19 protein-coding genes are annotated in these 19683 nt (G+C 36.6%); 7 read left to right on the plus strand and 12 right to left on the minus strand.

Annotated features, from left to right (window positions below; translation table 11 throughout):
• The first annotated feature begins 82 nt into the window (after positions 1-82).
• Positions 83-1060 (plus strand): polyprenyl synthetase family protein, encoded by a 978-nt coding sequence (locus CRT24_RS15395; protein WP_099372091.1) that lies wholly within the window; start codon positions 83-85, stop codon positions 1058-1060.
• Between the two features lie 70 nt (positions 1061-1130).
• The gene (locus CRT24_RS15400; RefSeq protein WP_099372136.1) at positions 1131-1907 is read left to right on the plus strand and encodes an amidohydrolase; all 777 of its coding nucleotides are present in this window, start codon (positions 1131-1133) and stop codon (positions 1905-1907) included.
• A gap of 3 nt (positions 1908-1910) precedes the next feature.
• On the opposite strand, the gene CRT24_RS15405 is transcribed toward CRT24_RS15400, so the two are convergent.
• A complete protein-coding gene (locus CRT24_RS15405; RefSeq protein ID WP_099372092.1) occupies positions 1911-2342 on the minus strand; it encodes a hypothetical protein in 432 nt (143 codons plus the stop codon).
• A gap of 121 nt (positions 2343-2463) precedes the next feature.
• On the opposite strand from CRT24_RS15405, the gene CRT24_RS15410 reads away from it, so the two are divergent.
• A complete protein-coding gene (locus CRT24_RS15410) occupies positions 2464-2907 on the plus strand; it encodes a MarR family winged helix-turn-helix transcriptional regulator (protein ID WP_099372093.1) in 444 nt (147 codons plus the stop codon).
• 6 nt (positions 2908-2913) lie between these two features.
• On the opposite strand, the gene CRT24_RS15415 is transcribed toward CRT24_RS15410, so the two are convergent.
• From CRT24_RS15415 to CRT24_RS15435, 5 genes are all read right to left on the minus strand, one after another.
• Entirely contained in the window at positions 2914-4305 is a 1392-nt protein-coding gene (locus CRT24_RS15415) for an FMN-binding glutamate synthase family protein (RefSeq protein WP_257214062.1), read from the minus strand.
• 336 nt (positions 4306-4641) lie between these two features.
• Complete coding sequence (locus tag CRT24_RS15420) at positions 4642-5421, minus strand: Rossmann-like and DUF2520 domain-containing protein (RefSeq protein WP_099372095.1); 780 nt, start codon at positions 5419-5421, stop codon at positions 4642-4644.
• Complete coding sequence (locus tag CRT24_RS15425; protein WP_099372096.1) at positions 5421-7889, minus strand: heme lyase CcmF/NrfE family subunit; 2469 nt, start codon at positions 7887-7889, stop codon at positions 5421-5423. The genes CRT24_RS15420 and CRT24_RS15425 overlap by 1 nt, the downstream gene beginning before the upstream one ends.
• A gap of 22 nt (positions 7890-7911) precedes the next feature.
• On the minus strand, positions 7912-8331 hold the full coding sequence (locus CRT24_RS15430) for a cytochrome c maturation protein CcmE (RefSeq protein WP_099372097.1): 420 nt from the start codon (positions 8329-8331) through the stop codon (positions 7912-7914).
• Between the two features lie 162 nt (positions 8332-8493).
• Entirely contained in the window at positions 8494-9726 is a 1233-nt protein-coding gene (locus CRT24_RS15435; RefSeq protein WP_099372098.1) for a dicarboxylate/amino acid:cation symporter, read from the minus strand.
• Positions 9727-9785: 59 nt separating this feature from the next.
• Here CRT24_RS15435 and mnmD point away from each other — a divergent pair, with 59 nt between their 5' ends.
• Positions 9786-10451: a tRNA (5-methylaminomethyl-2-thiouridine)(34)-methyltransferase MnmD gene (gene mnmD, locus CRT24_RS15440; RefSeq protein WP_099372099.1), complete on the plus strand. Its 666-nt coding sequence runs from the start codon at positions 9786-9788 to the stop codon at positions 10449-10451.
• A gap of 9 nt (positions 10452-10460) precedes the next feature.
• On the opposite strand, the gene CRT24_RS15445 is transcribed toward mnmD, so the two are convergent.
• The 4 genes from CRT24_RS15445 to CRT24_RS15460 all read right to left on the minus strand — a co-directional run bounded on the left by CRT24_RS15445 (position 10461) and on the right by CRT24_RS15460 (position 15488).
• A complete protein-coding gene (locus CRT24_RS15445; protein WP_099372100.1) occupies positions 10461-11924 on the minus strand; it encodes a sulfatase in 1464 nt (487 codons plus the stop codon).
• A 525-nt stretch (positions 11925-12449) separates the two neighbouring features.
• A complete protein-coding gene (locus CRT24_RS15450) occupies positions 12450-12950 on the minus strand; it encodes a peptidylprolyl isomerase (protein WP_099372101.1) in 501 nt (166 codons plus the stop codon).
• A gap of 20 nt (positions 12951-12970) precedes the next feature.
• A complete protein-coding gene (locus CRT24_RS15455; RefSeq protein ID WP_099372102.1) occupies positions 12971-14980 on the minus strand; it encodes a thioredoxin domain-containing protein in 2010 nt (669 codons plus the stop codon).
• A gap of 22 nt (positions 14981-15002) precedes the next feature.
• Positions 15003-15488: a histidine phosphatase family protein gene (locus CRT24_RS15460; protein WP_099372103.1), complete on the minus strand. Its 486-nt coding sequence runs from the start codon at positions 15486-15488 to the stop codon at positions 15003-15005.
• Positions 15489-15622: 134 nt separating this feature from the next.
• On the opposite strand from CRT24_RS15460, the gene CRT24_RS15465 reads away from it, so the two are divergent.
• Genes CRT24_RS15465 through CRT24_RS15475 form a run of 3 tightly spaced genes read left to right on the plus strand, consistent with a single transcriptional unit; the run spans position 15623 to position 17480 of the window.
• Positions 15623-16558: a glycosyltransferase family 2 protein gene (locus CRT24_RS15465; RefSeq protein ID WP_099372104.1), complete on the plus strand. Its 936-nt coding sequence runs from the start codon at positions 15623-15625 to the stop codon at positions 16556-16558.
• Between the two features lie 57 nt (positions 16559-16615).
• Positions 16616-16807 carry a hypothetical protein gene (locus tag CRT24_RS15470; RefSeq protein ID WP_099372105.1) on the plus strand — a complete coding sequence of 64 codons (192 nt, stop codon included), beginning with the start codon at positions 16616-16618 and terminating at the stop codon, positions 16805-16807.
• A gap of 10 nt (positions 16808-16817) precedes the next feature.
• Positions 16818-17480 (plus strand): glycosyltransferase, encoded by a 663-nt coding sequence (locus CRT24_RS15475; protein WP_180269151.1) that lies wholly within the window; start codon positions 16818-16820, stop codon positions 17478-17480.
• 2 nt (positions 17481-17482) lie between these two features.
• Here the strand turns inward: CRT24_RS15475 and CRT24_RS15480 are convergent, their stop codons facing one another.
• Positions 17483-18775 (minus strand): glycosyltransferase, encoded by a 1293-nt coding sequence (locus tag CRT24_RS15480; RefSeq protein ID WP_099372107.1) that lies wholly within the window; start codon positions 18773-18775, stop codon positions 17483-17485.
• A gap of 97 nt (positions 18776-18872) precedes the next feature.
• Positions 18873-19682 (minus strand): glycosyltransferase family 2 protein, encoded by an 810-nt coding sequence (locus CRT24_RS15485; RefSeq protein WP_218962646.1) that lies wholly within the window; start codon positions 19680-19682, stop codon positions 18873-18875.
• Position 19683 lies beyond the last annotated feature (1 nt).

A 19683-nucleotide genomic window follows, 5' to 3' on the forward strand; every position in this document is an offset into this window, starting at 1 on the left:
CGGAGTAAAAGGCTAAAATCAAATCCATTCTGTGGTACTAAATCAGCACAAATCCCTATCTTCGTGATTATTTTAAATGATTATGTTCGAACAGCATCCATATGGCAAGTTGATCGCGGAATATATTCAAAATACTGAATATCCAAAGCAACCTGCCGACCTATATGATCCAATCAAGTATATTCTTTCCTTATCAGGCAAGCGCATTAGGCCAGTACTTGTGTTGATGGGCGCCAAATTATTTGGAAAGGAGAACCTTCAGGAAGTGGTTCCAGCAAGTATAGCTATCGAGTATTTCCATAATTTCTCATTGATACATGATGATATTATGGATAGGGCACCACTAAGAAGAGGAAAAGCAACTGTTCATCAAAAATGGAATGACAATGTGGCTATTCTTTCCGGAGATGCTTTATTGGTAAAAGCTTATCAAGAACTCGGAAAAAGTCCTTCAGCACATATTCCTGATTTATTGAGTGTCTTCAACAAAGTAGCTTTGGAGGTATGCGAAGGTCAGCAATATGACATGGATTTTGAAAAGAAATCAAATGTGTCAGAAGATGATTACTTGAATATGATCAAGTTGAAGACTTCTGTATTATTGGGCGGAGCGCTTCAAATGGGAGCTATTTTAGCCAATGCAGATCAGCAACAACAAGAATTAATCTATGATTTTGGAGTTAATTTAGGAATCGCCTTCCAGTTGCAGGATGATTATTTGGATGTATATGGAAATCCTGAAACTTTTGGAAAACAAGTAGGCGGTGATATCCTGTGCAATAAAAAAACAATCTTAAGAATTAAGACAGAACAATTATTGGACGAAGAATCAAAAGAGGAATTTCAGAAACTTATCGATTTGGATACAATTGAGGATGCTGATAAGGTAAGTCGTATGAAAAACTTGTATGCTAAATTCGAGGTTGACAAGTATGCCGAGGACATTAAGTCTAGATATATGGAGCTGGCATACAATAAATTGGATTCAATTGCCGTTTCAGAAGCGCAGAAAGCAGAATTAAGGATGTTAGCCGATACGTTAATGCATCGTACGCGTTAATTATGATATTTGCTTTGTTTTTTATAATTTGGGGAATTGAGTTTAAGATCATACAGAGTAAATGACGCTAATGGAGCCACTAAAAATCACCATATTTCAAGCATATCTTTTTTGGGAAAATGTAGATAAAAACCTGCAGAATTTAGGTTTGAGATTGTCTTCATTACGCGAGAAAACAGATTTGATCATTCTACCCGAAATGTTCAATACTGGCTTCACCATGAATGTGGAGAAATGTGCCGAAACAATGAATGGAAAAACCATGCATTGGTTGTTTGAAACATCAAAGAAATTTGGATGTGTCGTTGCTGGCTCATTGATAATCGAGGAAAACAGTAAATATTATAATCGTTTTGTATGGATGTCTCCTGATGGAAGTTTTGTGCATTACGATAAGCGTCACTTGTTCACAATGGCAGGAGAGGACAAAATATTTACTCCAGGAGAATCAAGAATAATCTTTCAGCTGAAAGGCTGGAAAATATGTCCAATGATATGTTATGACCTCAGGTTCCCAACCTGGTCTAGAAATCAAAATGGAGCATATGATTTAATGGTATATACTGCTAGTTGGCCAGATAAGAGATCAGCACATTGGAGAGCATTGATCCCAGCGCGAGCAATCGAAAATCAAGCCTTTGTCATCGGTGTCAACCGCGTAGGACATGATGGAAAAGAAGTATATTACTCAGGAGGGTCAATGTGTATATCCCCAAATGGCGATGTGGTGTATTATAAACCTGAAGATGAAGATTTATATACTTTTACGCTAAATCCTAAAGATCTAGAAGAGAATAGAGAACAATTTCCATTCTTAAAAGATCAAGATCCTTTTAAATTTCTATAGAAATTAATCTTTATACGGACGTTCTAGAACGGCTTGTTGAATGATTGCTTTTCGAAGGTCAAAATGCTGTGCATCAAGATCTTCTATTTGAATCTGTTTCGTTGGAGTTCGTTGTCTTTCTTGTTTGAGACGTCTTTCAGCTTCAAGCCTTTTTTGTTCAATTTTCCGCTGCCTAGCAATTTCAACTTCATCAAATTCTGGATAATCATTAAATGATTCCGCCTTTTTCTGGGTTACTAGAGGTGGTTTAGAGCTAGTCTTGGCAGGTTGGGGAATAGGAACCTGAGGAACTGGCGCCTGATGAGGATTTTTGTTCTGAAGCTCTCTTTTGATTTGCTCCAACCTTTTCTTTGCCTTCTCCTGTTCTTCTATGTAGCCTTTATAGATTTTGTAAATCGCTCCAACTACAATAATAAGAATGATGAGGTTCTCCATATCAATAAAAATAGCTAAATTTTTCCTTCAATTTCTTATACTGCAATAAAATAATTTGCAAATACAGTAATTTATCATTTAATTGCATCAACAACTTATTTACCATATTAATTAACCTTACATGATGACAAGTGAAACTAACTATGCTAGTGAGTTCTATTCTTTCTTAACGGGGAGAGTTTCCACAGCAATTGGCAGACGATTGCAGCGAAACTTTAAGGAGAGTGGCATTCCAATTACAGCAGAACAATGGAGTGTTTTATATTTCCTTTGGGAGACCGAAGGATTAAGCCAACAAGACATTGCCAAATTGACCTTCCGGGATAAACCGAGTGTGTCAAGATTGATTTCAAACCTCGAAAAACAGAAGATTTTAGTGCGTGTTTGCAGTTCCGGAGATAAACGAGCAAACCAAATCTATTTAACAGCCCAAGGCCATAAGATCAAAGATAAGTGTATGCAACAAGCAGAAAAAACTATCTCTGAAGCGCTCGAGGGTGTTGATAGAGGCTCTATGCAACAAGCTCAGCAGCTTTTAGAGATAGTTTTTAATAACTTAAAATAGGTGTCGTTAATCAAAAACCTCCGGAGCAAAGTCACTACGGTTGTTAACCAACTTACCCGTATTTTTAAAGTAAATGTCTTGGAAGCTTAGGGTATTCTGGCTGTCCACTTTACGGAAGAATTTGTCAGCATTGACTTCTTCCAGGCTATTGAATCCACAAGCTTCCATGATTTCTACAGTAGCACGTAAAGTGTTACGGTGGAATTGTGCTACGCGGACGTATTTGTCGTCTACATTAAGACCTTTATAAAGGTGTGGTTGCTGTGTTGCAACTCCTACTGGACATACGTCTTCATTACATTTTAATGCTTGAATACAGCCTAATGCGAACATCATACCACGAGCACTGTAGCATGCATCAGCACCCAATGCGATTACTTTCAAGATGTCAAATCCAGTAACGATTCTACTCGAAACGATAATCTTGATATGTTTTTTAAGACCGAAATTTATCAATGTCGTAGTTACAAATGCTAAGGCATCATATAATGGCATACCTAAGTTGTCTGTAAATTCAAGAGGTGCAGCTCCTGTTCCGCCTTCAGAACCATCTATCGAAATAAAGTCAGGCATAATCTGCGTTTCTTGCATCGCTTGACAGATCTCAATAAATTCTTGTTTATCACCAATACAAAGCTTAAACCCTACAGGTTTATAATCCGATAATTCACGCAATTGTTGGATAAAATGCATCATCTCAACCGGTGTTTTAAATGAACTATGCGCAGGAGGAGACATAACGTCTGTTCCAGGTACAACGTGACGAATAGCAGCGACCTCAGGAGTATTCTTTGCTGCAGGAAGGATACCACCATGTCCAGGCTTTGCTCCTTGAGACAATTTCAACTCAATCATCTTAACATAAGGACGTGTTGATTTCTCGCGGAATAAATTTGGCTCAAAATAACCGTTCTCGTCTCTACATCCGAAATAACCTGTACCTACTTGCCATATCAAATCTCCACCATTGATATGATATTGTGAAATACCACCTTCTCCGGTGTTGTGAGCAAAGTTCTGCAAGGCAGCTCCTTTGTTCAAGGCTGTAATTGCAGTACGACTCAACGCACCATAGGACATTGCCGAGATATTGAATACACTTAAACTATATGGTTGTTTACAGGCGCTATTCCCGACCGTAGTGCGGAGGTTGTGATCTTCAATATGAACAGGGAAAATACTATGGGCAGCCCACTCATTTCCTACCGCCTGCGGATCACTTTGCATACCGAAAGCAACAGTCTCACGTTGATTTTTTGCACGTTGATAAACAATAGATCGTTGACGTCTATTAAATGGTCTACCGTCCGTATCAGACTCCCAAAAATATTGCCTTAATTCAGGACGAATAGATTCTAAAAAGTAACGGAAATATCCAACTAATGGGTAGTTTCTCAAAATCGCATGTTTCGTCTGAAAACTGTGATACAATGCGATTATTAAAAGAGGAAATGGTATAATAAGCAACCAGAACCAGCTTGGTGTGAAGATAATACCAAAAGAAATTATTATTAAATTGATAACAATAATGATCCCTAGGATGAGTTTTCTTACCTGCATGATGTAATTATTATGCTAAACTTATATTTTTAATATTTACCACAGTCTAGGTTCCGCTATAAATGTGCCATAAATAGGGCAAGAACCAACTAACCGGTTATTTGCATGCAAAATTAGTAAGTTCAGTGGGTATAAAGAAAAAATAAACAGCTAGATGAAAGAATTGCTGAATTCCTAATTTTCTGATTTATTCTCTCTTGTTTTGATAATAAGGTCTGATATTTTTTGGTAAATAAGTTGCCAATCAGGATGGGAACTAATAAAGTTGAAATGCGTTAACATCGTGGAATTGTCATTTCTCAAGGCAGGACCTGTCTGAACTTGCTTAGGTATATGATTTTGTACCTTTTCTGCCGTCTCAAGAATGATAGGACGAATCAAATCAAAAGATAATTCTTGCTCCGCCAATAGATCATAAGAAATCTGAAATAAAGCATTACTGAAGTTGTTCGCAAAAACAGCAGAAATATGAAGAGCTAACCTTTGTTTGGTGTTACAACGGAAAACTTGATCTGAAACTTGACACGCCAATCCAAGCAAAAGATCATAGCTTAATTCTGTATTTGTTTCAATTCCAAAAGGAGTATGGCTGAGATCTAGTTCTTTGTTCTTGGAGAAACTCTGAACAGGGTAAATAACCCCATGTTGATTAAAATCTTTAAGAATAGAGATATCAGTTGCACCTGAACAATGAGCTACTATACCTTTTAGATTTTTAGGAATAGCATCTGCAACATTGCTAATTGCAGAATCTGTAACTGCTAATAGGTATAAATCGGAATCTAAGTCAATTTGATTTAAATCGTCAATCGCTTCACTATCTAAAACATTAGCCAATGCAGATGCATTGGCTAATGTTTTGCTATATACTTGCACGATTTGATGTCCAGCATCAGAGAAAGCCTTACCCAAATGGGTAGCAATATTTCCGCTGCCTATCAGGACGATCTTCATTATGCAGCTTGTTTTGATTCCTTTAATTTATTGTCTTTTACCCGTCGATAGATTGCCATACAGAAACCAATCGTCATTACAATTGTACCACACCAGAAGAAATTGATGTATGGGAATTTAATCGCTTTAAAAACTACCCATTTCTTCTCAGGAAGAGGTTTTTGGTAAGACATCAATTCTAACTTGTTCTTCTCAGGCATAATTTTCGTAAACCTGAATCTCAAACCTTGATCAGGAACATCTTTGTAAAAATCAAATGTATTGCCACCCTTGATCAAAAATATAGGTTCTACAGGATATTCTTTTCCATCTGCGGATACAACCTTGATCTTTAAACCTACCAAGATATCATCTTCAGCTTTTGGCATATTCTCAAGTTTTGCATCTTTATTGATGCCTTCAATAACATAATATCCGTTTCTATAGCGTAATGTATCCCCAACATTGACTTCATAGGTTGCTGGTTCTTCATATTCCTCAAATCCGGCACTTTCACCTTCACCTTCTGCCTGAGCTGGTTTCTGAGAATCAGATGCCGCAGCAGTAATCAAGGTGTAAATATCGTGTGTGATAAAATGCTTGGTGCCAGGAGTTCCGATCAAACCACCCATTTGAGGGTTGTTCTGAGCAAATGGCTTAAGAATAAATGATTTCTTCACATTGCCAGTTTCCTCATCGACTTCTTCGTATTTGATTTTGTAATATACATTCGGTCGGGCAACAGAATCTCCAACATAGGTAATTCTATATTTACCCATATTTACGGGCTCACCTTCTGTCAAGAATAAGTTGTCACCAGGTTTCTCAACTTGGTCAAATCCTGCTACTGCTATGTAATTACTGCTATTTACTGAAATTACTTCATTGGTAGCAGCTGCAATTAAAGCTCCGATAAGGAGAAGACCAAAACCTATATGTGATACCGCAGATCCTGCCAAACGCCATTTTCCTTTGAATGAATCCCCTAAAATCCTCAAGTTGGCCAAAATACAGAAGATAGAGGCAAACGTTAGGAGGATATACATGATATTGGTGTAGATATGGGTAAAGTACACCACTAAGCCCGAGATGATTAAAGCAAATATAAAAGACGCTAATGTAGCAGCCCAGAATTTCTTGCTGTCCGAACGCTTGTATTTTAAGAACTGTGTAAAAGCAGTTAATAACATAACTACAACTGCAAATGCTCCCTGCCACTTGTTGTAATGTGGAATAGGGTCAATTGGAGGTGCTACTTTTGTGCCAAACAATGCATTGAAAACCGGAATGGAAGTTGTAGCGATCATTTGGACACAGGCAACAGTCAATACTAATGCACCGATGAATAACCAAAATTCGCGGGAATAGATTTCTTCTTCCTTCTTGGTGCTTGGCATATCTTTTCTTCTCACAACCAATAAAACAATCATGATGATCAAGAAAGCCACATTGAAGAAGATCAACTGTCCTGACATTCCCAAACTGGTAAAGGAGTGAACCGAAGTCTCGCCAAGGATACCGCTACGAGTTAAATACGAAGCGTAGATAACCAAAACGAAACTAATCATCGCCAAGAAAACCGCGGTAAAATAGGCATGTCCTGTGTTCTTGTAAGCTACCATAACGTGAACGGCAGCAATTAGGGTTAACCAAGGTATGATAGAAACGTTTTCTACCGGGTCCCATGCCCAGAATCCTCCAAAGTTTAGAGCTTCATATGCCCAAAAGGATCCCATAATAATACCTGCACCTAAGATCATCACTGCAAATAATGCCCAAGGTAATCCTGGTGTGATCCAATCTTTATAGCGCTTTTGCCATAATCCAGCAGCAGCGTATGCGAAAGGAACAATCATAGACGCAAAACCCAAGAAAAGGGTAGGTGGGTGGATAACCATCCAATAGTTCTGCAACAATGGATTTAATCCTCGGCCATCTTTGATCATGCTTAGATAATTAGGGTCCTTTAGGATTGGCCAATCCATAGCATCTCTCAATAAGATAAAAGGTGAACTACCAATACGAGAGCCAAATATCTCGACACCTAACAGCATTGATGCTAGAAATACCTGACATAGCATAACAAAGGTCATCACAGGGCTTTCCCAGCTCTTGGCTTTGAATAATAAGATAGAGCCTAATACAACCTGCCAAAACATCCATAACCAAAAACTACCTTCCTGACCTTCCCAAAAGGAAGATATAATGTAATGCGTAGGAAGCGTCATCGATGAATGCGCATATGCATAATGATATACGAAGAGATGGTTGTAGATAATATAAAAAAGTGTGGCACCAATGACAACAATGGAAAGTGCATTCAGCCAGAATCCAATGCGTCCTAATTGTTTCCAAGACTTTTCTTCAGGGTACTGGCTGGCAAAAAAATAGGAAATGAAGGATAATAATGCTGCTCCAAATGAAAGGACAACGAAAAACTGTCCAATTTGACCTGGAAGTAGATTTTCTCCAACGTAATTTACGTCCATAGAATATTGAGGTAAAGATTTTTTAATTTACTGATGCTGTCGCAGGGGCAGAGGATGTCTCAATTACCTCCATCTGATCTTGATTGTATTTTGAAGGACATTTCATCAAAATCTTGCTAGCATGGAAAACATTGCCTTCCATTTTTCCTGTCAATACAATTTGTTCAGAACGTTCGATATCTTGTGGCTTCGACCCATTGAATACCACCTGACATTCCGTGCTGTCGTTGTCAAACATATAAAACGAAAAATGATTGGCATCCTTTACAGGATCATAATGTAAGTCCTTCTGTTTATTCAAAACACCTACAACATACAATTCTGTCTTCTTCTCCTTCGCTTCAGTAAATGTTGAATATGTACTAGAATCGGTATAGATCACAAGTATCATCGCAATAGCTATAGCTATAATTACAATTAAAATGATCGAACTTTTCTTCATTGTGATAAGAATATAATATTAACCAATTGCAAAATTACGAAATACTAGTTCAAGGAATGAATTTAGCAAAGAAAATGACCTATTTAGAATAATTCTAATTAGTTCTCGCTGAGTATTGTAAAATATTGATATTTAACTTGTTGAAAAACGAAAGATTTTGGTTTAAGCCTCCGCTTGTTCAGGGTTAAATTTCTCACCAGAGAATTTAGTGACCAACATGGCAGCAACAGTGTCGCCAGTAGCATTTAATACAGTTGCTAAGGGATCAACTAAAGCACCAATAATTAATATGGAAGGTACTGCTTCATTGGGGATACCATAAATTGAAATCATCAACATCTCACCAATGAATCCTCCATTTGGAATCCCTCCAGCAACCATCGAAACTAAAACCGTAATCCCAACAGCTGTCAACAAGGTTGTAGGTTCAAAAAAGTCCCATCCAAGGATGGAAAAGGCCACATAAATCTTTAAAATAGATGAAATAGAAGATCCATTTTTATAAAGTGTGTTTCCGATAGGAATTACGATGCTGGAGATTTCTTTTGGTATTCCTATCTTATTGGCTGCTATAAGATTGGCAGGTAAGGTTGCCAAACTGCTACAGGTACTGATGGCAGTTAAGGAAGGTGAAATATTGTGCTTCCAAAATGAGCTTACGCCTGACGTGCCTTTTGCAATAAATGCATAGATACTGAAAAACACAAAGAAAAAGATAATCCCAAAAGCATAATAGAAGCCAAGTGGTTTTGCATAGAACCCAAATAATTCAGGGCCCAAAGTTTTTACCTGGTAGGCAAAGTATGCACCTAAACCTATTGGGCCAGCTTTCATCACCAAAATCAATAAGTTTTCCATCACCTTGTTTCCTGCATTCAGAAAAGCAGTGAATTGTTTTCCCATTTCGCCAGATTTGCGAGTCGCTGTACCTACCAAGAGCGAAAAAATTACAAAAGCCAGGATATTTTTCCGTGAAAGAAGGTTTGCAAATTCATCAACAGTCAAAAAACGAACAATTCTATCACCCCAAGTTTCATCGGCGTTGGTCGATAAAGCTTCATTAACAGCTGATCCATCCGAAATAGCAGTAACAGGAAATGCCCAAAGACCAGCAATCGTTGCAATAGCGGCAATGATAATCGTAACAACAAAAACCGAGGTCATAATGCCAATGGTTTTCCCCAATTTGTTACTGTCTTCAATATTCGCGATCGAAGATGATATAGCAAAAAATAAAAGTGGAATAACGGATACAAAGAGTAGATTAAGGAAAATATCACCAATAGGTTTTAGGATATCTACCATTTGAGGGAAGAATATGCCTATCAGACTACCGACGGTTATACCTATCAGAAGTAAGATGATACTTCCGTAATTTTTAAGAATTTCTTTCATTTAAGTAATTGTTCAAGCTAAAATACTTGTTTTTATTTTAGATTTGCCAAAAATAAATAATGGAATTCGTTAAAACAGCAGATGGCTCAAAAACTTTATACCATGATCAGGTAGGTGAACACTATCATTCAAAACATGGTGCCCAACAGGAAAGTATCCATGTGTTCCTGAATACGGGTCTCCGCTATTGGCTGGACAAGGAATCCGCCCAATCGGCATCCATATTGGAGATTGGTTTTGGTACAGGATTGAATTTCTTGTTAACAGCTGATTATTGTTCTAAAAACAATGTAAATCTCAATTATATTGGTATTGAAGCCTATCCGCTCAAGCCAGAGCTAATTGTGCAGTCCGAATACAATCAATATGTAAACACCGAAATATGGGACCAATTTGTTGAGAATTATGCTAATGCGCTTGAATCCAAACTCTCTTTTAATGAACTCATCCAACTTGAAATCGCACACCAAAAGGTTATGGATTTTCAATCGGAAGAAAGGTTTGATGTAATTTATTTTGATGCATTTGCTGAAATCCATCAACCTGAAATGTGGACTCCAGAAACTTTGGCGCATGTATGTCAATTCTTAAGAACGGGAGGTGTTTTTGTAACTTATGCCATCACCGGAAATTTAAAAAGAGCCATGAAGGCATTGGGATTCAGTATCGAAAAAGCCGCTGGAGCACCCGGAAAGAGAGAAATGCTGAGAGCAACGAAATTATAGGCTTCTTCTCTATTTTATCCTGCCTAACGGTCTTCTGTTTTTACCTTCAGACTTGGTCAGATTGTCGCCAAGGTCATTTCTGGCTTCCTCAGCTATGCCTAGCAAAACCTTCAAAATTTCAGGATTCTGTTCAATAACATTATAGCGTTCGCTTGGGTCTCGACGAAGATCATAAAGTTCCATTTCTTTTATCTCATGTTCATTGTATTTTCCGCCAAAGCCATCATTGTCCGGCAAAATACCTTCGTAAGATCTTGATCTATGCGGAAATACCAGTTTCCAATTCTTATATCTGACCGCCTCAAGATCATTTTTGTTATAGTAGTAATACATGGATTGCCTATGTGCAGGGGCATTGGAATCGGAAATCTGATCTAAAAAACTGATACCATCAATTTGATTTTTTTGACCTTTAAAATTGCTGAGTTCTGCAATAGTAGCATAGATATCCATGCTACTGGTCAGGTTGTTGTTAATTCGACCTTCTTTGATTTTGTTTGGCCATGATATGATGCAGGGAACACGTTGACCACCTTCCCAGCTAGCACCTTTTCCCTCCCTGAATCCTCCAGAAGATCCGTTATGGTTTCCAAAGTTCAACCATGGACCATTATCACTTGTAAAGATTACGATGGTATTATCTGATATGCCGTTATCTTTCAAAGATTTTAAGATTTGACCCATGGAATCATCGATTTCTTGCATCACGTCTCCAAATAAGCCTTGTTCTGAGGTTCCTCTGAACTTTTTGGATGCAGCAATTGGAACATGCGTCATGCTATGTGCTAAGTATAGAAAAAATGGCTTTTTCCTGTTATTGTTGATAAAGTCAACAGCTTGTCGAGTATATTTTTCTGTTAGAACAGCTTGGTCTTCCAAGTTATTGATTTTCATGACCGTGTCTGGTCTTGCCTGACCTCCCTTGATCTGCAATAAAGGCAAAACTGGATATTTGGCAACATAACTGTCAGTTTTTGCAGGTTTCCCGTCAAATCCTACCGGCCACATATCATTTGAGTAAGGGATCCCATAATAAGCATCAAAACCCTGTTTAGTAGGGAGGAATTCAGGCTCATTTCCCAGATGCCACTTTCCAATGATTTGGGTAGCATAGCCTTTACTTTTCAGCATTTCCGCCAGGGTTTCTTCCTCCGGTGCTAAGCCAACCCCTGCATTTGGCATAAATGCGCCACTGATTCCCATTCTATTGGGATAGGTACCCGTCAACAATGCTGCCCTCGAAGCCGAACAAACAGCTTGAGGAACCAAAAAATTCGTGAACCTAATACCATTATTTGCCATCCGGTCCAATACCGGAGTATGATAATCCAAAGCACCCGTAACCCCCAAATCCCCATACCCCAAATCATCCATAAATACCAAGATAATGTTAGGTTGCTTTCCCTTTCCTTGACCCAAGGAGATCGAAGAGAAAGCTAATAGAAATAAGATTGTCGTAAGGAATCGGTTCATAGGATAAAGATAGTGAATAGATGTGGGATGTGAGATATGAGATTTGAGATATGAACCGCCGGACAGACTGGTTGGGACAACTGCCAGAACATTTAATGCCTTGGCTGGTGGAACACAAGCAAGCAATACAAAGCCTAATAACTTGCCAGAGATCTAGAATAGTGGTCGGTGGAGACACCGACCACGGCACTTACGAACACCCATAACGGCACACCTATGGCAACACGTCTCGGTTGGTAACTACAGCCATTCATCACAGCATCTACAGTTGCGTCATTACGGCTGTCTTGCTGCCCTGGCTGGTGTCCCCACCAGCCAGCGATTCAGTCCCAACCACAGCAAATTCAGCCACGCTATGTCGTGATGTTTTTTGTAATCCTATCTCTTCCCATGTCTACCTTTCAATTTCCAATTTACTATCTCAAATCTCAAATCTCATATCTCACATCTAAATCGTCATATCCCAAAAAAAAGGTCACTGAGATTTTTTTCTCAGTGACCTTTTTTTTGAGGTGTTTCCGTCTCTTAGTGACCTTCGTTACCATCAGCACCATGAGCGTGTCCATGAGATAGTTCTTCTGGAGTTGCTTCACGAGTGTTTAAGATTTCGATATCGAAGTTTAATTTTTTTCCAGCCATTGGGTGGTTTAAGTCCGCAACAACTGCTTCTGGAGTTACTTCAACTACTACAGCGCGGAATTGATTTCCTTGGTTGTCTTGTAATGGTAGAACTTCTCCTACTGGAGGTAATCCTGTCTCATTGAACATGTCAGCAGGTAATTGTGCAATAGCACGATCATCACGCTCACCGTAAGCATCGCCAGCCTCTAATTCGAAAGATTTCTTGTCACCAGCATTTAATCCAGCGATATTCTCTTCAAACTTAGGAAGCATCATACCTACACCGTATAAAAAAGTTAAAGGATTTTCAGTTGTTGTTTGCTCTACAAATGTCTTCTCACCATTATCTTCAATTGTGTGAAGTACATAATTCAATGTTACTACATTGTTGTTTTCTACTGCCATTCTAATTAGATTTTGGGATTCTATCCCTGTTTATTATTTATTAATTCTATAATATTTGCAATCGACGATTGAGGAAGACTGCAAGTCTTATCTTGACAAAGATATGCTTTTAAGACAGCACCGTCTTTATGCTCTAACAAAGGAAGCTTGCTATTTGTTCCTCCCAAAGTGATTTTATTTGGGATGTAATACTTATCAAGTTCTTCTCTCCATTTTAGGCCATCGTCTCCTGTGATTGCAATCTCCCAAACTCCAAAATGTAAATCCAATAATTGGATTGCCCAATTTGAGTAGGCGGAACCATAAGATTTGATGTGTGGAAATACATTCGCAAAAACACGATCTGCAATTTCCGTGTACCTACTATTATCAAATAATAAGCCGAGTTTATACAAATCCCTGACAATTGTTGAGCTCGAGGCAGGAATAACATTGTCCATAATCTCACTTTTCCTCGCAATTAATACTTCTGCCTCGGAACTGCTATAATAAAATGTGCCTATTTTCTCATCATAAAATAGGGATATAGCGGTATCTGAGTAGGATTTTGCTTTGTTTATCCACACTTCATCAAAGGTCGCTTCATAAAGAGAAATGTAAGCCTCAATGGTAAATGCATAGTCGTCCAAAAAACCGTAAATTGTTCGATTATGGTCTGAGGGTTGATGTAAAAGTCTGCCATTTTGGCAACATTTATCTTCGATAAAGTTTGCGATACCTATGGCGAGATCTAGGAATTCTTGATTATTGAAAGTTCTGTAGGCATCAACCAATCCTTTGAGGAATAATGCATTCCATGTGGTCAACTGCTTATGGTCTAATCCTGGTCGAATCCTCTTCGACCTGTACAACAATAATTTTGATTTTATGTCTTTCAAATGCTCCTGCCATTCATCTTCCGAATAGCCAGCTTCAGAAATCATGCTTAAGTCATCTGAATTGACAAAGGGGATATTGATCTGCTCCTCAGTCCAGTTACCGCTCTTTTTGATGTTGAAGAAATTCCTTGCTAACTCTGCATCATCTTCCAAAACATCAAACTCATCATACTCAAAGGTGTAGAATTTTCCCTCCACTCCTTCAGAGTCAGCATCCAATGCAGAATAAAATCCTCCATTGGGATTCAGCATCTCTCTTTTTGCCCATTCGATAGTTTCTTCAACAACATTCTTATAAAGGATATTTGGACGTTGCTGGTATGCCTCACTGTAAAGGCTCAAGAGTTGACCATTGTCGTAAAGCATTTTTTCGAAGTGCGGTACATGCCATTTGCCATCTACGGAATATCTCGCGAAACCACCACCAATCTGATCGTAAATACCACCATTTGCCATTTTCTCCAAAGTAAAATGGACATGATTCAATATCGCTTGATCATGATTCAGAAAACCGTATTTCAGGAAAAAAATCCAATTATTGGGCAGAGGAAATTTTGGAGCGCGAGTATATCCACCATCTTTAGGGTCAAATTGCTCTTTCCAAGGCTCTACAACCTGTAGAATATCTTCTAGTTTAAATTGTTTTGGAATATCTTGAATGGGAAGTTTCTCAGCCTGTTGGATTCCTTGAGTAAGGCGCTCGGCATAATCTATCGCTACCTCAGGTTTTTCTTCCCACATTTGCGCAATCTGAAGCAGTACCTGCTGCCAATCATGTGGTTTGAAATAAGTGCCTCCATAAATAGGGCGACCATCAGGTAAACAGATGCAATTTAATGGCCATCCACCAGAATTGGTCATCAACTGAACCGCTATCATATAAATCTGATCGATATCAGGACGTTCTTCCCGGTCAACCTTAATAGAAACAAAGAATTTGTTCATTGTCTCTGCGATCGCATCATTCTCAAAGCTCTCTCGTTCCATCACATGGCACCAATGACAGGCGGAATAACCTATGCTGACAATGATCAGTTTATTTTCTTCCTTAGCTTTCCTTAGCGCCTCATCACCCCACGGAAACCAATGAACAGGATTATGTTCATGTTGCTTTAAATAGGGTGAACCCTCTCCTTGTAATTTGTTTGCCATACATTACGAAGGTAAAAAAATATTATTTTAATAAGCCAATTAGGTTCGCAGTACCACCACCCAACATTTCAAAAGTAAGGTCTCCTTCCAATTGTAAGATCGAAACATTGGAAGTCGCTAAATCAATTTCAGAATGGCTTAAATAGTTTGTCAAGTTAGAAAGACCGGGATTATGACCAAATACCAAGAGCTTATCATATTGGTTAGACACTGTATTGATTACTTTGAGGATATCCGTAAAATGAGCCTCATAAATATCTTTAGTCTGTTGAATGGAATCAATTGGATAACCTAAAATTGAACAAAAAATTTCTGCCGTTTGAATCGCACGGTTAGCTGAAGAAGAAATAACTAATGTCTTCTCATCAACATGAAGAGATTTCTTGAGCTCATTCGCTATTTTATTTGCTCTATCGATCCCTTTTTGTTGTAAATCCCTGTCAAAATCATCCTTTGTAAAAGTATGCTCTTCTGCTTTAGCGTGCCTGATAAGGTATAGTGTATTCATGATATTATTAGCTTGTGAGGTATACAAGATAAAAATTTAATAATTAATAAATCGTTCTGAAATTGTTAAGAAATAGTATTGTGACAGATGTTTATTAACTTCGTTGAAAATAGTGATACAGGTTAATAAATAAAATGGATTTTGAAAAAAAAATATCGCTAATAGTAGGATTAAAAAATAATTTGGACTACACTCAGTCTTTTTACAAAAGATTACGCGAATTATATAAAGAGGTCGAAGTGGTATTTGTCAGTTATGGTAGTACCGATGGAACCCATGAGTGGTTGGATAGTTTAAATGATAAGAATTTAAAATATTATTATTCCGAAGAGTCCAAGTCACTTTCTCACACTTATAATAAAGGAGTTGAAATATCTACTTCAGAACTAATTAGTTATCTGCATAATGATATCATAATTGGCAAGGGATTTTTGGAGGAATTGGTGAAATCATGGCAAAAGGATGCTGTGCTCTTCTATTCGCTTGTGGAGCCACCAATCTTTGCAGATGATAAAAGAGATTGGAAAACAAATATCGATTTTGGAAATGATATAATGAGCTTTGATGAGGAAGGCTTTGATAAGTTTGTTGAAGAGGAGGCTCATAAGCAACAAAATCCTTTTGAAACGAATGATGAAAGTTTCTTTATATGCGTCGAGAGAAAATGGTTAGTTGAGATGGGCGGGCTTGATACCTTGTTTTATCCAATGTTTTATGAAGACTCGGACCTAATAATGCGGTTTTATCTTCAAAATGCAAGGTTTATAGTTGTACCAAAAGCTATTGGTTATCATTTTGTCAGCAAAACTTCTAGGTATTCCAAGGAATTTGAAAAAAGGACAAAAGCTATTGAGGAATTGAGTTTTAAGAACTTTTTCAGAAAATGGAGATGTCATCCCAATGGCTCTTTTAAAAAGGCATATGACCTAGTTGCCGTTGTCGAAAATGCATCTGTCGATGGAATGTTTGAAATTGAACCTTTTTTCGCGAAAGTATATTCTGATCTCGATAAAAAAAGTTATGTGGATAAATATCAATCAACCACAAAAATTGATTTAAGTGAAAGATAGGAATCAAAAAATAAACTCCAGAAACATGATATAATAATCTATTTGGATGAAAAAAAAATGAAAGCGAAAGATTACTTGCGGATAAAAAACCTATCTGATATAATTGCTAGAAATGAAATAAAATCAAAAAAATTCATCAAAAGCCTATTTAAAGATTATACGAAAATTAAGACAGGAAATATTTCTGGAAAAATAAATAATTTTCGATCTTTGGAAAAGAATTTTCCAACAGTTGTTAATCAAAAATAAATTTATTCTAGTGTCTATATTTTCATATTTATTTGGCAAACGTCCCTCAATCACATATGCAATTACGGTTTGTAATGAACGATTGGAAATCAAAAAATTATTAGATTTTTTAATACCAAGAATTAGACAGAAGGATGAAATTGTAGTGTTACAAGATGTAACGAATAGAGATGAGGGTGTTTCCGAAATTCTAAGTGATTATGGAAACAAGATTATTAAGGCAGAGTCAAAATTAAATGGGGATTTTGCTACATTCAAAAATCAATTAATAACATTGGCAAAGTGTGAATATCTATTTCAGGTAGATGCTGATGAACTGCTTACTGATGAATTGATCAAATCTTTGCCTGGATATTTATCGCTAAAGTCAAAATACGACGCCTTTATGGTATCCAGGATTAATACAGTAGCTGGAATTACTAATGATCATCTTCAACAATGGAATTGGAAAATGAATGAAGACGGTTACATCAATTTCCCAGATTGGCAAACGCGAATATTTAAACTCAACACAAAATATTCTATATCATGGAAAAATAAGGTTCATGAAATACTTGTAGGATATAAAAAATTAGGACGTGTAAAAGGTAAAAAATATGAGATGTCTCTGATTCATGATAAAGAAATTAAAAAACAGGAATCTCAAAATGCTTTTTACGACAATAATTTCTAAAATTATTCCCAATTATACTTCCTATCCTTTCCTGATATACGATTTTTAAAATCCTTAAATTTCAATTTTAATTGTACGGAAGGTAATTTTTTAATTGAATTGAGTTTTTCTTCTAATTCTCCAATTTTTATTTGTTGAAGAGATATTTTATTTAAATATTCTTTGTGATTCCTAGATTCATTTAAGTTTTCCTGAATTAATTCTAATCTGTTTTTAATTGTTATTCCTGTTTTTTTAGGATTCAATTGATTTTTTATATCTAACATTCCTTGTCTGGCAATTTGAGATGCATGCGTCGGATTATTGTAAATGTCTTTCATGCATTCTGCAGCATGTTCAATATTTGGTTCTGCCCACAAATCTTGATCAGTACTCATATTATTATAGTTTTTTGCTGAAGTAAGTGAGTATTTCACCATAAAACTATTGTTTACGTTCATAAAATCAGTATTTCCGGAATATGCAGTTGCAATAACAGGTTTATTTAAAAACATGGCTTCAGCCATAGTTAATCCAAACCCTTCCGATTTATGTAGAGAAATGAAGCAATCACAAACATTTATTAAGCTATAAATTTCATCCCTTTCCAAACTTCTTTCAATATAAATTATAGATGAATTTATTTTTAATCTTTCTTCTATAAGGGATTTTTCTTCTTTGTAGCCTGGTCTAATAGAAGATTTTATTATTAATTTAATTTTTGGATTATTTATGCCAAAAGCTTTTTCATAAGCTGATATAGTGCCTAAAGGGTTTTTGCGTTCAATCGAACTAGAATAGTCAAATATTGATAGAAAATAAAAACATTCATCCTCCAGCCCAAAGTGTGATCTTTTATGTGGAGTTCTATTAATATTAATGGAATGAGGAATAGTAATAACTGGAATTGGTGATGACTTAGCGATTGAAGCTGCAGAAAAAGAGCTAGGTGTCCAAATTTCATCGAAAAGATTATAAAATTTCTGACCTTCCTTAGGGAAATTATTTAGCTCCCAAACCCAAAATCCGATGTTATACTTGCCTTTAAGATATTCACTACCTCCATGTTCTATAAATGTGGTTAATTTATCAATATTAAGTTGTACGATATTAATAGGGGAGTCGTTTGATAAACTAAGTTTACTAATTTCATCATGATTTTGATCTTTTATAGTATCTACTATATTAAAATTAAAATCGTTGATTTCTAATGGTAAATCAATGGCATTTAACGATCTAATATTTGCTCTAGTCCCTTCACCTAGACCAAATTGTTTATTAATATAGCCAATAATATTGACTGAGAGGTTTTTCATAAGTGTTCTTAGATTGATAGTATTGACAGAATATCTAAATAGCTATATCTAAGTAACGTCCAAAAATTAAGTTTTGCTACAAATTGATTTGTTTATTTTAAGAAGATCCATTTTTTTGAATGCCATTGTCCACCCAAGTAATCTTGTTTTGAATGGTTAAATTTAAGATCTTTTCATTTTTGTCAAAGTTTGCCTTGCTGTTTTCTTTATGATAAAGGTGATAAGCAACGGCAGAGAATTTTAAGAATCTCTTTTTTACACCTTTATTGATTAATCGAATTGCAAGCTCCGCATCCTCGCTACCCCAACCCTGAATATCTTCGTTATATCCATTTACAGATAAGAGGTCAGACTTCCAAAAGGACATATTGCAGCCTCTTAATATAGTAGGTTTATTTTTTTTGTATTTATCTGCCAAGAAATGAGAAAGTGAAGAATTTCTTAAACTATTTAAAATTGTGGATATTGGAAATTTATTCCTATTAATAGAAAATCCAGGAGGGTTTTCTAAAATTTCTGCACTTTGTTCTTGTGTAATCCATACTCTACTTCCACATAAAAAAGCACTTTTCTCAACTAATGAAATGTGGTCGGAAATAAAGTGAGAATCTAGTATTATATCTCCGTCAATTTGAATTATATATTCATGATTTGAAGCAATTATAGCTTTATTTCGAATTTCTCCCAACCGAAAGCCATGATCTTCATGCCAGACATGTATGATTGGAATTGGTGAAGTGTTTTTTAATTTATTAATAAGGATAAGTGTTTCTTCTCTAGATCCGTCATCAGCTATGATGATTTCATCTGGCAAATGATCCTGAAGAAAAATTGAATTTATACATCTTTCTAGTGCTTCTGGCCAATTATAGGTAGAAACCATGATGCTTATGCTTTTTGGAATCATT

The sequence above is a fragment of the Sphingobacterium sp. 1.A.5 genome, assembly GCF_002734235.1.
GTDB classification, from domain to species: domain Bacteria; phylum Bacteroidota; class Bacteroidia; order Sphingobacteriales; family Sphingobacteriaceae; genus Sphingobacterium; species Sphingobacterium daejeonense.

Excerpts from the sequence above, each read along its gene's own strand:
- CRT24_RS15450 (WP_099372101.1), bottom strand. The coding sequence starts at position 12,950 with ATGGCAGTAGAAAACAACAATGTAGTAACATTGAATTATGTACTTCAC.
- mnmD (WP_099372099.1), top strand. The coding sequence starts at position 9,786 with ATGGAATTCGTTAAAACAGCAGATGGCTCAAAAACTTTATACCATGAT.
- CRT24_RS15405 (WP_099372092.1), bottom strand. The coding sequence starts at position 2,342 with ATGGAGAACCTCATCATTCTTATTATTGTAGTTGGAGCGATTTACAAA.
- CRT24_RS15395 (WP_099372091.1), top strand. The coding sequence starts at position 83 with ATGTTCGAACAGCATCCATATGGCAAGTTGATCGCGGAATATATTCAA.
- CRT24_RS15410 (WP_099372093.1), top strand. The coding sequence starts at position 2,464 with ATGATGACAAGTGAAACTAACTATGCTAGTGAGTTCTATTCTTTCTTA.
- CRT24_RS15480 (WP_099372107.1), bottom strand. The coding sequence starts at position 18,775 with ATGAAAAACCTCTCAGTCAATATTATTGGCTATATTAATAAACAATTT.
- CRT24_RS15430 (WP_099372097.1), bottom strand. The coding sequence starts at position 8,331 with ATGAAGAAAAGTTCGATCATTTTAATTGTAATTATAGCTATAGCTATT.
- CRT24_RS15485 (WP_218962646.1), bottom strand. The coding sequence starts at position 19,682 with ATGATTCCAAAAAGCATAAGCATCATGGTTTCTACCTATAATTGGCCA.
- CRT24_RS15460 (WP_099372103.1), bottom strand. The coding sequence starts at position 15,488 with ATGAATACACTATACCTTATCAGGCACGCTAAAGCAGAAGAGCATACT.
- CRT24_RS15445 (WP_099372100.1), bottom strand. The coding sequence starts at position 11,924 with ATGAACCGATTCCTTACGACAATCTTATTTCTATTAGCTTTCTCTTCG.
- CRT24_RS15425 (WP_099372096.1), bottom strand. The coding sequence starts at position 7,889 with ATGGACGTAAATTACGTTGGAGAAAATCTACTTCCAGGTCAAATTGGA.
- CRT24_RS15420 (WP_099372095.1), bottom strand. The coding sequence starts at position 5,421 with ATGAAGATCGTCCTGATAGGCAGCGGAAATATTGCTACCCATTTGGGT.
- CRT24_RS15400 (WP_099372136.1), top strand. The coding sequence starts at position 1,131 with ATGGAGCCACTAAAAATCACCATATTTCAAGCATATCTTTTTTGGGAA.
- CRT24_RS15455 (WP_099372102.1), bottom strand. The coding sequence starts at position 14,980 with ATGGCAAACAAATTACAAGGAGAGGGTTCACCCTATTTAAAGCAACAT.
- CRT24_RS15465 (WP_099372104.1), top strand. The coding sequence starts at position 15,623 with ATGGATTTTGAAAAAAAAATATCGCTAATAGTAGGATTAAAAAATAAT.
- CRT24_RS15435 (WP_099372098.1), bottom strand. The coding sequence starts at position 9,726 with ATGAAAGAAATTCTTAAAAATTACGGAAGTATCATCTTACTTCTGATA.
- CRT24_RS15470 (WP_099372105.1), top strand. The coding sequence starts at position 16,616 with ATGAAAGCGAAAGATTACTTGCGGATAAAAAACCTATCTGATATAATT.